This is a genomic window from Flavobacterium sp. CF136, from assembly GCF_000282055.1.
Taxonomy (GTDB): Bacteria; Bacteroidota; Bacteroidia; order Flavobacteriales; family Flavobacteriaceae; genus Flavobacterium.
This window is the reverse complement of record NZ_AKJZ01000006.1, coordinates 60,670-73,011: the sequence shown is the minus strand read 5'-3', so window position 1 is coordinate 73,011 and position 12,342 is coordinate 60,670. Positions and strand designations below refer to the sequence as shown.

Below are 12,342 nucleotides of genomic sequence, written 5' to 3'. Positions count from 1 at the left end.
TAACTTTTTGGGGCATGTTCAGTTTTGTGAACAGGCTTTTTTTATATTAAAAAATGAATGTAAGCACTGCTATGAGCGGGTTTCCTGCAATATTTTTTTTGTAAGAATTGCTAATTAATGGCCTTTGTACAGTTTTATATGGCTTTTTTTATTTTTAAATCATAAAATAATTAACCCCTATTTTTTAGGGGGTATTATTAAAGTTTTTGATTTAAAAATGTGTTTACTTAAATATTTTTATATTTTTGTCACGCATAACCCATGTTTTTGAGTGGTTATTATTAAAAACTCGTTATTGTATTTTTAAAAAGCAATCTGTATTAATATGAAATAATGATTATTTTTAATTTAATTTTTGTAATCCATAATTCTGCTTCTAAAATATCAAAAAAATAGATTTCGATTCTTTTACTTATGCAAAAGTTAATAAATTCGCTGAAGAAAATGAGGATGTTTTAGATAGGATTTGAAGTTCAAAAAGTGAAATCGTATATAATTATAGAGATAAAAATTTAACTAACCAAAATCAATTAATAACTAAAAAACCAATTAAAACATGAAAAAAGTATTACACGTTTTTGCCGCAATGTTAACAAGCTCTTTTGCATTTGCTCAGGAAGATGCACCAGAATCTACTTCTACTCCTTTAGAAATTTCAGGTTCCGGGGATGTATATTACAAATATGATTTTGCTAAAGTTCCTAATATCCCAACAAGCTTCGCAACAGATCAGAATTCTGTTTCTTTAGGAATGTTAGATATTGCATTGAAGAAAAAAATAAAAAATATTTCTTTCGTAGGTGAAGTTTCTTTTGGACCAAGGGGACAAAGACAATCAATCCCAAATGAGCCAGGTGTAGTATATGATCAAAATGGTGATCCTATTCCTAATGTAAGTACTTCTGGGGAATCATTCCACATCCAAAATTTGTATGCTACTTATGCAGTTTCGGATAAACTGAGTTTGACTGCAGGTTATATGGGTACATTTATTGGGTATGAGGTAATCTCTCCAGTAGGTAATTTTCATTACTCTACTTCTTATATGTTTACCAATGGGCCATTCCAAAATGCAGGTGTTAAAGCGAATTATGCGATAACGGAGAAATTTGGAGCAATGGTAGGTTTGTTTAATGATTCCTGGAATTCATATAAAGCTGATTCACAAAAAGGATTAAATGCTGTAGGAGGTCAATTATCTTTTGTAACTGATAAAGCGAGTGCTTATTTGAATTTTATGGATGGCTCTGTAAGCGGTACTATTGTTGATTTGACTGCAACATTCCAATTAACTGAAAAATTCAAACTAGGTTTAAACGCTGCAGATTTTTCAAACGAAGGTGATGTTGGTTATACAGGAGCGGCGTTATACCCATCTTATGCGATCACTGATGCTTTTGCTTTAGGATTGCGTGGAGAATATTTTAAATACAAAGAAGGTTCTGGAGATACAAGTGTTACGGCTCTTACCTTGTCAGGAAATTATAAAATAAATGGTTTGACTATTATTCCGGAGTTTAGATTTGATTCTAATTCAGATGAAGTTTTGTTCGTAGATTCGGACTTAGCTCCTGCTAAATCTGCTTCTCAAGTACTATTAGCTTTGGTTTACGGATTCTAAGGTAATTATTACAACATACTCTTTCTAGAGATAAAGATTGATATTTTTTTTTTTTTTGGAAGCTGTCAAAATTTTATAATTTTTGGCAGCTTTTTTATTGATGTGAATTTTATTGAAGATCTTTATATATATATATATATATTAGATAAGTAAAATGAAAGGGGAAGAATTTAAAGAAACAGAATATCTTCCTTTAGACACCAATGTTCGAACATAATAAATACATTGATAGAATGTTAATTTGCTTTATTAAATAAAAAAATGCGTTTCGGATTTAATTCAGAAACGCATTTTTATTTTGTATTATGGTTGTTTTTATTGTAATTGCTTTTTGTAAATCGAATAGATAGTGTCTATTGTTTTTCTATCTAAAGTTACACTTGTGTCTGTTTGAATATAGTGCAATTTAAAGGCAATTATTGCTGCCGAAAGATTTTTGGTATTGTAACCAATAATTCTCAAAGCAGGTTCGATTTTAAAGTCAAAAGGAGCCTCTTCCAGTATTTCATCCGGCCAAATTCCGAAACCTTTTTCTGCTAGTGTTTTCCATGGGAATAAAGCACTTGGATCTTGTTTTCTGCCAGGTGCAATATCAGAATGTCCTATTATATTTTGCGTCGGGATATTATAATCTTTTTTTAATTTAGTTAAAAGGGCAACCAAACTACTGATCTGTGCTTCCGTAAAAGGTTTAGAACCATTGTTATCCAGTTCAATACCAATTGAGCTTGAGTTTAAATCAGTATTTTTTCCCCAGGTTGATGCACCTGCATGCCATGCTCTTAAATAATCATTTAGCATCTGAACCACTTTTCCGTTTTCAGAAATCACATAATGGGCACTTACCTGTGTTTTGGTCTTTATAAAAGTATTTATAGTTTGCTGAATTGAATCTTGTGCAGTATGATGAATAATTATAAAGCTTGGTTTTCTTAAATTAAAATTGACCGTACCAATCCATTCCGTATTGATGCCGTTTAATAAAGCAGTAGAGCCTGTTTTTGACAGAGTATCTTTTACAATGCCTAATTGTTGGGCATATGATGTGTCAATTACTACAGGATTAGAAGGTATTTGCTGAACCTCTTTGCTGGCAATTTGATTCTCTAAAGTTTTAAGCTGTTTATCATAGACTTTCTCAGTGTCTTTATATGGGTTTTTTGTTGCGCAGGAAATAATAGAAATTGCTAAAATAAGATAACAAAGATGTTTTTTTAACATGGTTTAATTGTATTGTAAGGTTAATTGAAACAATTATTCTTTATCTTTTATTGTTTCAGAATTCTCCTTGGTTTCTTTTGAATCTTTTTTCTTTTTCGACTTTGTTTTTTTTATTTCCTTAAAATTCGCCATAAAGGAAGTGTATTTTTCAACTTGATCCGGATTAAGGAAAGCCGTTATTTTTTTAGTAGTGCTTTCTCTCAATGCTTTCATTTGCTCCATTTTTTCATCCTGGCTGCTGCTTTCATTTTTCAAAAGTACTCCTTGTTCTCTCATACTGTCAGCCAAAACATTCGTTATTGCAATTGCCTGAAGTTCATCAAGATTTACCTCTGGTTTCATTTGTTCTACAATTTTTGCAGCCGTTTCTTCAGGAGGAACTTCCTTAGGCTTGCTTGGAGAGCCTTGTGGTCCCTGCATCATGCTTCTGTCCATTCCCATACCGCCGCCTCTTCCGTAACCATTTCCCCCATAACCATTATTGTAACCGTTTCCGTATTGAGCCGAAACAGAATTAATACAGAATAACGTAAAAACCAAAAGAAATAATGATTGAATAGGTTTCATAATAGTATTTATAAAAAGTTAGCAAATATATATGGTAAATTTAAGCAGGTTCTCCGTATAAATCAAATTCTGTTGCTTCAATTATCTTGATATTAACAAATTCTCCGGTTTTTACATAATGTTTTGATGCATCAATCAATACTTCGTTGTCAACATCAGGACTATCAAATTCAGTTCTGCCTACAAAATGTGCACCTTCTTTTCTGTCAATAATGCATTTGTAAACCTGTCCAATTTTTTCCTGGTTCAGATCCCATGAAATTTGAGACTGTAATTCCATAATTTCATTGGCTCTTGCCTGTTTTACATCATCCGGAACATCATCTTCAAGTAAGTAAGCGTGTGTGTTTTCTTCATGGGAATAGGCAAAACATCCCATTCTGTCAAATTTCATTTCCTGAACAAAATCTTTCAGGATTTCAAAATCTTCCTGAGTCTCACCAGGATATCCAACAATTAATGTTGTTCTGATCGCCATTCCCGGAACTGCAGCACGGAAATCTTTTAATAGTTGAGTTGTTTTAGCCTGCGTAGTTCCGCGACGCATCGATTTTAATATTGAATCCGAAATATGCTGTAACGGAATATCAATATAATTACAAATCTTAGGTTCGCGTTTCATTATTTCCAAAACATCCATCGGAAAACCGGTAGGGAAAGCATAATGTAAACGAATCCATTCAATTCCGTCAACTTTTACCAATGCTTCTAATAGTTCGCCAAGATTCCTCTTTTTGTAAATATCAAGACCATAGTAAGTTAAATCCTGAGCAATCAAAATCAGTTCCTTAACGCCGTTTTTAGCTAAACCTTCAGCCTCTTTAACCAATTTTTCAATAGATTGAGAAACGTGTTTTCCACGCATAATCGGAATAGCACAGAAACTGCAGGGTCTGTCGCAGCCTTCAGCAATTTTTAAATAAGCGTAGTTCTTAGGAGTTGTCGTTAAACGTTCCCCTAATAATTCATGTTTATAATCGGCTCCTAAAGCTTTCAATAGTTGAGGTAACTCAGTTGTACCAAAGTATTGATCTACATTCGGAATTTCTTTTTCTAAATCAGGTCTGTAACGTTCAGATAAACATCCGGTTACGAAAACTTTATCAACAAGTCCTTTGTCTTTTTTATCAGCGTATTCCAAAATCATATTTACTGATTCTGCTTTGGCATTATCAATAAAACCGCAAGTGTTAATCACGATAATGTTTCCTTCTCTTTCTGCAGGAGCTTCATGTTCAACTTCTTTTCCGTTTGCACGAAGTTGTCCCATCAATACTTCACTATCATAAACATTCTTCGAACACCCAAGAGTGATTACGTTAATTTTGTTCTTTTTTAAAGACTTGGTTCTCATACTTTTATAAATTGGAGTGCAAAATTACACTTTTTTATCCAAACACCGCTTGTTTCAGTTTCTTTTAGGTGTATTTTATGAAGCTATTCCTGCTGTTCGCTGTATTTTTTGTGGTCCCGTTAAAAAAAAACGAGACCACAAAAAGATGCCGCTTCCATCAGGGCTAAAAAAAATCCGCCAGAGAAGACCTGACGGAAATTTTCATTCATCTATTTATTCTTAATTACAATTCAAATAATAAAGTCAAAGAAACATTATTTAGTTTCGATGTAATGTTGGCGCCGTCTGTAAATCCTGTAGCAAAAAATCCCTGATTTGATTTTCTTTCAGCGTATGAATAAGCAAGATCTAATTTGGTTCCTCCAAAATTATAACCCAAACCACCAGAGTAGCTTTCTAAATCTCCAATTGTAGTTCCGTTTTTATATGGACTTCCTTCAAATCGATATCCGCCACGTAAGCTCAAACGTTTTATTTTGTATTCGCCACCAATTCTTAATTCACCGGCAGAAGTTAAATTATCATTTATATCATTATTTAGTTCTCTAAAACCTGCATCACTGGTTGGCTTAAATTTGGTATTGCTGTAATCTTTAATAGCATAATCAACACTAATTAAACCAGATTTTCCAAATACATATGCACCGCTAAAAGTTATTTTTCCGGGAGTTTGTAATGTGTATGGATCATAAACATTTGTTACATCCGGATTAACAGTCGCATTTATGGGTTGACCTCCGGCTGCCTGTCTTGTAGTATGTAAATTTTGTGATATTTCATCATAAAGATCATACCAGGTATTCGATTCGTATGCTAAGCCAAGACGGAAAGACTCAGTGACTTTGGCAATTGCACCCAGTTGAAAAGAAAATCCATTTCCGTAAGTGTATTGATCATTGTTGAAGCGTAAATTTGATATCGTTTCACCGGCTACTAATGGGTTGTCATTATCTTCATAAAAAGTGGTAGTTCTTCTGTAGTCAGTAACATGAACATTCAAATTTGCTCCTAAATAAAGACGGTCTTTATAGGAAGTTGCAATATTGAAACTTAATTTGCTGTTATATCCTCTTTCGTAAATTTCATTTTCATGATAGTAATTACCGCCTGCAGGTACATTGCTTATGTATTGAGTATTGCTGTCGGTATTATTTACAGGATTAATTACAAATCCATTATATCCAAAATAAGCTTGCTGTTCATTATAAAATTGGTCTCTATATGAGATGTTTTTTATATCTCCCAACGAAATTCCATTTGCATAAGCTAAAAAATACTCATCTACAGAATTTGTTGGATTTGTACCTACAGAAACAGTATTATTGTCGAAATTGTTTGTGTTTTCATAAGTAGCCCCAATAGTAACTTTTTTCCAGTTGTTATTTGGATTTCGGTCATTAAAAACAAAAACAGCGCCTGCCTGGTTTAGTATAAATGAGTTTTTTTTATCACTCATTGGAGTTCCAAAATAGTTAGAATTGTTTTTAATATTCTGATTGCTTAAAGTTACTCCCACCTGATTATTCAAAAATATAGCTGATCCGGCAGGGTTGACACTTAAAGAAGAGAAATCTCCACCCACAGCACCAAAGGCACCACTCATCGCTCTGAATCTGGCAGTTCCGGTTAGGTTATCCTGTGCAAAACGCACTGCATCTGAAACTTCTTGTGAATATGAGGCGCTAATAGTTAGCCCTGATATAAGTAGGAATAATATTTTTTTCATTAGATTGAAAATTTTGATGATTTTAATAGATGTGTGTCTGGAACAAAAGAAATTATCTTCTGCCTCCACCACCACCACCGTAAGATCTTCCGCCGCCACCGCCACCGCCAGATGATCTCATGCTTCCACCACCACTATTCATTGAGCGTGATGGGCTGGGAGAGTAGCTTCTTGATGAATTGTTATTTGTCGTATTGTTGTTGTAATTGTAGTTTCTGTTTGTAGTGGTACCGCTTGATCTTCTGTTAGAGTAATCATAACTGTTATTTGTGCTGCTTCTGTTCGTAAAAGCAGGGCTTGATGTTCTGCCGTTTACATAAGAGCTTCTTCTGAAATCAGTGTACTCGCTTCGTCTGTTTGTGTTATAGTTACTTCTGTTGGTGTAGTTTCTATTAGTGTTGGTATAGCTTCTGTTAGAAAAGTTTCTATTTGTTGCGTAACTTCTGTTTGAGGCGTAATTTCTTCCACCGTAGTATGAGGCAGAACCTCTTCTTCCATAATTATAAGAGTAATTGTTATATCTGTAACCATATCCTCCTCCCCAGTAATATCCCGGGTAATTCCATCCATATCCGTATCCGTAACCAGGTCCCCAATATCCAGGGTAACCACCCCAGGCATATACGGGATATCCCCAGTAACCACCACCATAACCCCATCCATAATAAGGATATCCAAATCCAAATCCCCATGACCAGGAAGGGTTGGAGTAAACATTAATAGCTACTTCTGAATTACTGCTTCCCCAGGCAGGATAAGCAGTAGCAGTAGTTTGTGTGCTGTCATTTTCTGCATAATTACCATAATTGTCAACATCTGTGAAAATTTCAGTTGGCTGATCTTCATCTTGTAATGATTTAAAGTAATCTTTATATTGATTGTTAGTAGCAGTAGTATTTGATTGAGTATAGTTGTTTCGGGTATTGCCATAGACTCCATCATTATCATTGTATGAAGTGTTTTGGTAAGAACCACATGATGCTACCAGAAAACTCAGTAATCCAATAAAGTAGAAATGAGTTGTGTTTTGTCGGAGAGAAATAGAAGTTTTCATATCTGTGGTGTTTTTTATTGTTGCACATTACAAAAATAGTTAGTTTTGCGGAACTATTTAGTTAAAAAAAATAAAACAAAATTTGTGCCAAACTATTCAATATGAGTAAGAACCTCACTACAAGATCAGAAGATTATTCGAAATGGTATAACGAGCTGGTTGTAAAAGCAGATCTAGCCGAAAATTCAGGAGTTAGAGGATGTATGGTTATAAAACCGTACGGATATGCTATTTGGGAAAAAATGCAAGCCGAGTTAGACAGGATGTTTAAAGAAACAGGACATCAAAACGCATACTTTCCTTTATTCGTGCCAAAAAGCATGTTTGAAGCAGAGGAGAAAAATGCAGAAGGATTTGCAAAAGAATGTGCTATCGTAACACATTACAGATTAAAAAATGACCCGGATAAACCCGGAAAGCTAATGGTGGACCCAAATGCTAAATTAGAAGAAGAACTGATTGTTCGTCCAACAAGTGAAGCGATTATTTGGTCTACCTATAAAGGATGGGTGCAATCGTATAGAGATTTACCGCTGTTAATTAATCAATGGGCTAATGTGGTTCGTTGGGAAATGCGTACGCGTTTGTTTTTAAGAACAGCTGAGTTTTTATGGCAGGAAGGCCATACGGCACATGCTACAAAAGCTGAAGCCATAGAGGAATCTGAAAAAATGATGAATGTTTATGCAGACTTTGTTGAGAATTTCATGGCGATACCTGTTGTAAAAGGTATAAAAACCGAAACAGAACGTTTTGCCGGAGCTGATGAAACCTATTGTATTGAAGCATTGATGCAGGATGGAAAGGCATTGCAGGCCGGAACATCTCACTTTTTAGGGCAGAATTTTGCAAAAGCTTTTGATGTAAAGTTTGCAAATGCTGAAGGAAAACAAGAGCATGTTTGGGGAACTTCCTGGGGAGTTTCAACTCGTTTAATGGGGGCTTTGGTTATGACACATTCTGATGATCAGGGATTGGTTTTGCCTCCAAATTTAGCACCAATACAAGTTGTTATTGTTCCTATTTATAAAACTGATGAGCAATTAGAGCAAATTACTGCAGCAGTTAATGAATTAGTGACAAAACTAAGAAAGTTGAAGATTTCGGTTAAATATGATGACAGAACGACACAAAAGCCAGGATTCAAGTTTGCTGAGTGGGAATTAAAAGGAGTGCCTGTTCGAATTGCTGTTGGTCCAAAAGATTTAGAAAACGGAACCTTTGAGGTTGCACGACGTGATACTTTGACAAAAGAGACCGTTTCCGGAGAAGGAATCGTAACCTATATAAATGACTTGTTAGAGCAGATTCAAAACGATTTATTTAATAAAGCATTAGATTACCGTAATACACATATTACGGAAGTAAATAGTTTTGAGGAGTTTAAAGAAGTGTTAGAAGGAAAAGGTGGTTTTGTATCGGCCCATTGGGACGGTTCGGCTGCTACTGAAGAAAAAATAAAAGATCTGACCAAAGCAACAATTCGTTGTATTCCTTTGAGTCATTTAGAAGAGGTGGGAACCTGTGTGTTTACTGGGAATCCATCTGCTAAAAGAGTACTGTTTGCTAAGGCATATTAAAAAAAAATAATTTTTTTTACATCAACTATTGTACATCTTAAAAATAGTTGTATTTTTGCATCCGCATTAGAGAAGCAGGCCCGTTCGTCTATCGGTTAGGACGCATGGTTTTCATCCATGTAAGAGCGGTTCGATTCCGCTACGGGCTACTACTTTTACTGCGAATTAAGTTTTTTAACTTAATAAAAATGGCCCGTTCGTCTATCGGTTAGGACGCATGGTTTTCATCCATGTAAGAGCGGTTCGATTCCGCTACGGGCTACTAAAATTAGTTGTGAATAAGTTTTATAAAATAAAAATTGGTGTCTCGGTTTTTGTTTTATTAGTTAAAACCAAAGTGATTGTTTTGCAATTGTGGGAGGTTTTTCTTTTTTAACTAGTATCTATAATAATTATTACATCTAAAATTAAAAAAAATGGCAAATCATAAGTCGGCATTAAAAAGAATCAGAAGTAACGAAAAAAGAAGAGTTCTTAACAGATACCAACATAAAACTACTCGTAATGCTATTAAAGCATTAAGATTAGCTACTGAGAAATCTGATGCAGCTTCTAAATTATCAACTGTAATTTCTATGATTGATAAATTAGCTAAAAAGAACATCATTCACGATAATAAAGCTTCTAACCTGAAGTCTAAATTAACGAAACATGTTGCTAAATTGTAATTAATTACAATTTCCTAAATATATAAAGTCCTCTTTTGAGGACTTTTTTTGTTTTAAATATTGCTGTATTTTTCAACAGGTATAGAAATATTAACCGCGAAATAAAATTTAGATTAACTTAATCATTAATTTTGTATTCTAAACCAATAATTAGATGGATACTCTTTTGCACGCTGAAAGTCCTTTCAAAACAATAATCTCTTTTCATAAACTGATTGAATCTTTTGAGGAAATTGCTTTATCTAATGTAGATTACAGGGCGAACTATGCCAAAGCTATTTTAAAACAAATAGAATCTATACCTGAATTAAGGACTGGGATTGAAGATTACAATACTATTAAAAATAATGAGGCTTTAATCAAGAATATATTAGCTGATTTATTTCCGACAGCTTTGACTCATAATGAAATTAAGGCTGTTACAATTCCTTTTCAAAATATCTCTTTCAATTATACAGAACGTTTCAAGAAAATATTGCGTAATGCCGGTGATGAGTTTTATATGGAAATTCGTGATTTTGATAATCATCAATTCTATATTAATAACTGTTGCCTGATTTTAAGTGGTTATTACAAACAAAATATTGATTTCAATAGAATTTTCTTTTATGACATTCCGGATGAAAATGGAATTGAAAAGCACTATCGTATTTTGTACAATGCCGATTTTATAGAGATTACTCCAACAGAAAATTCGGTACCGCTTACACAAGACGATATTGATCTGTTGATTGATAATTATAATGATATTGATCTTTGGAAATCTAAATTTCCTGTGGGAAGCTGGGTTTTAAAAGGTTTCGGTATTGTTTCTTTATTTGATGCTACCATAGAAAGTGCAATTTCAAATTTAAAGAGTAATTTGTTAAAGCCTGACTCAAAGACAGTTGCTTCAAATGATACTATTATTGAAAATATTTTCAAATCAATATTTAAAATTTCAGATCTGAAAGTTGGTTTCATTATCTATAATCCGGAAGAAGAAAAATTCATCAAACCTGTTAGGCATGATAACAAGCTTCAGAGTTTTTTGCTTTCAACAGATCAGGAAGTAGAATGTAAAAATGCTTTTTTTGGATGTTATTTTGAAAATTTATTAGACAATAAAGAGCCTTTTGTAATTTCTAATGTTCAAAAATTCACAGAAGAGTCCGTAAATAAAAAACTTGGTGAACATCTGTTAAAACAAAATATTCAGAGTTGTGTTTTTGCACCGGTTATAAAAGACGGGCATTTATTGGGTGTTTTAGAATTAGTTTCTGAAAATCCAAGAAGTTTAAATAGTGTAAATGCAACCAAACTGGAATTGGTTTTACCATATCTGACGGATACAATTGATCGTTATAATACTGATATGCAACATCAGGTTGAAGCCATTATTCAGCGTGAATACACTACAATTCATCCAAGTGTGTATTGGAAATTTAGAAAAGAATCACAAAATTATTTTCAAAATAGCAATCCGGCCAAAGATTATATTTTTAAGGAAATTGTCTTTAAAAATGTTTACCCTTTATATGGACAAATCGACATTAAAGGTTCATCTGAACATCGAAATGAAACGGTAAAAATAGATTTGAAAAATCAGCTTACGACGATTTTAGAGATTTTCGAAAACCAGAAACCAAACAGCAACTTAATGCTTTTGGAACAACGTAAATTTGAACTGGAATCGCTTCGTGATGAATTAGATCAACCTTTAAAAGCTGATACAGAACAACAGATTCAGCGCTATATTGAGGAAGAAATACATCCTATTTTAAAAAATACAAAAGATACAGCGAAAAACAAAAAGCTGGAAGAATTGTATTTTGCGGGTCTGGATGAAAAAACAGGAATGTTTTATCAGGAAAGAAAGAAATTTGATAATGCAATGTCTATTATTAATAAAAAACTGGCTTCGGTTCTGGATAAAAAACAACTGGAAGCACAGCAAATATATCCGCATTATTACGAGCGTTTTAAAACTGATGGTGTTGAGCATAATTTATATATTGGTGCATCAATTTCTCCAACAAAACCTTTCGATATTATGTATTTGCACAATTTGCGTCTATGGCAATTGCAAACTTTATGCGAAATGGAATTAGAACATCATCAACTTAAAGAATCTTTGCCTTATGAACTGGATGTAACGTCTTTGATTTTGGTATTTAGCGTCCCTCTTTCAATTCGTTTTAGAATGGATGAGAAACGTTTTGATGTTGATGGAACTTACAACGCAAGATATGAAGTTGTAAAAAAACGTATAGATAAATCGAACATTAAAGGCACAAATGATCGTATTACTGAAAAAGAAAAAATTACAATCGTATACTCTCAAAATAGTGAAGAAGCAGAATATTTGAAATATATTAAATACTTACAGCACAAGAAAATATTAGAACCTGCAATTGAACAATTTGAAGTTGAGGATTTACAAGGTGTTTCGGGTTTAAGAGCGATTCGTGTAAAAGTAATTAACAATATTGCAAATGCAAGTGCTAAAAAAATCACTTACCAGGATTTATTAGATGAGCTCAACTAATTTTTAGATGAGCTCTTACTGTTT

Annotated in this window: 9 protein-coding genes and 2 tRNA genes; 6 read left to right on the top strand and 5 right to left on the bottom strand. The window is 33.5% G+C overall.

Features of this window, described 5'->3' with window-relative positions:
• Positions 1–556 precede the first annotated feature (556 nt).
• Positions 557–1,621, top strand: coding sequence for an outer membrane beta-barrel protein (locus PMI10_RS00985; RefSeq protein ID WP_007803473.1), 1,065 nt, complete (start codon positions 557–559; stop codon positions 1,619–1,621).
• Positions 1,622–1,936: 315 nt separating this feature from the next.
• On the opposite strand, the gene PMI10_RS00980 is transcribed toward PMI10_RS00985, so the two are convergent.
• The 5 genes from PMI10_RS00980 to PMI10_RS00960 form a co-directional block, all read right to left on the bottom strand.
• Positions 1,937–2,842 (bottom strand): N-acetylmuramoyl-L-alanine amidase, encoded by a 906-nt coding sequence (locus PMI10_RS00980; protein ID WP_007803471.1) that lies wholly within the window; start codon positions 2,840–2,842, stop codon positions 1,937–1,939.
• A 33-nt stretch (positions 2,843–2,875) separates the two neighbouring features.
• On the bottom strand, positions 2,876–3,409 hold the full coding sequence (locus PMI10_RS00975; protein ID WP_007803469.1) for a hypothetical protein: 534 nt from the start codon (positions 3,407–3,409) through the stop codon (positions 2,876–2,878).
• Between the two features lie 40 nt (positions 3,410–3,449).
• Positions 3,450–4,763 (bottom strand): 30S ribosomal protein S12 methylthiotransferase RimO, encoded by a 1,314-nt coding sequence (gene rimO / locus PMI10_RS00970; protein ID WP_007803466.1) that lies wholly within the window; start codon positions 4,761–4,763, stop codon positions 3,450–3,452.
• 223 nt (positions 4,764–4,986) lie between these two features.
• A complete protein-coding gene (locus PMI10_RS00965; RefSeq protein ID WP_007803464.1) occupies positions 4,987–6,489 on the bottom strand; it encodes an OmpP1/FadL family transporter in 1,503 nt (500 codons plus the stop codon).
• 52 nt (positions 6,490–6,541) lie between these two features.
• Entirely contained in the window at positions 6,542–7,543 is a 1,002-nt protein-coding gene (locus PMI10_RS00960) for a hypothetical protein (protein ID WP_007803462.1), read from the bottom strand.
• A 101-nt stretch (positions 7,544–7,644) separates the two neighbouring features.
• Between PMI10_RS00960 and proS the strand changes: the two genes are divergently transcribed.
• From proS to PMI10_RS00935, 5 genes are all read left to right on the top strand, one after another.
• Complete coding sequence (gene proS, locus PMI10_RS00955; RefSeq protein WP_007803460.1) at positions 7,645–9,123, top strand: proline--tRNA ligase; 1,479 nt, start codon at positions 7,645–7,647, stop codon at positions 9,121–9,123.
• A 77-nt stretch (positions 9,124–9,200) separates the two neighbouring features.
• Positions 9,201–9,272: transfer RNA gene (locus PMI10_RS00950), tRNA-Glu, on the top strand.
• A 41-nt stretch (positions 9,273–9,313) separates the two neighbouring features.
• A tRNA-Glu gene (locus tag PMI10_RS00945) sits at positions 9,314–9,385 on the top strand.
• Between the two features lie 154 nt (positions 9,386–9,539).
• A complete protein-coding gene (gene rpsT / locus PMI10_RS00940; RefSeq protein WP_007803459.1) occupies positions 9,540–9,791 on the top strand; it encodes a 30S ribosomal protein S20 in 252 nt (83 codons plus the stop codon).
• 154 nt (positions 9,792–9,945) lie between these two features.
• A complete protein-coding gene (locus PMI10_RS00935; RefSeq protein WP_007803457.1) occupies positions 9,946–12,318 on the top strand; it encodes a GAF domain-containing protein in 2,373 nt (790 codons plus the stop codon).
• Positions 12,319–12,342 lie beyond the last annotated feature (24 nt).